Raw genomic sequence first — 273 nt, forward strand, 5'->3', positions numbered from 1 at the left:
TCATATGCTTCTAAATCCGTGAATGCATATTTCCAGTTTGTTGCCGCTGTTACTTCTTTTGTATCTACTACTTTACCATTTTGTAAAAGGTCTACTTTAATCGAGCTTGGACGATCTGTTGCTTGGTTATCGTTCCACGTTTTTGTTCCTTCTACTGTCAATTTCGCTACTTTTGTATTCGTGATATCAGTACCACTTACTTTGGATTCATATCCTGCTACTGGCTGTTCTTTCACTTCATACTTGTATGCCACTCCGTTTGCATCGTATGCT

General features: G+C 38.5%; 1 protein-coding gene. It reads right to left on the bottom strand.

The genetic code is table 11. From position 1 onward, the window contains the following. A partial coding sequence (locus JDS82_RS29185) for a Cna B-type domain-containing protein (protein ID WP_346011140.1) occupies positions 1-254 on the bottom strand: 254 nt, incomplete at its 3' end. Positions 255-273: the final 19 nt, after the last annotated feature.

This window comes from Bacillus cereus group sp. N14, assembly GCF_016483555.1.
In the GTDB taxonomy this organism is placed as follows: Bacteria; Bacillota; Bacilli; order Bacillales; family Bacillaceae_G; genus Bacillus_A; species Bacillus_A wiedmannii.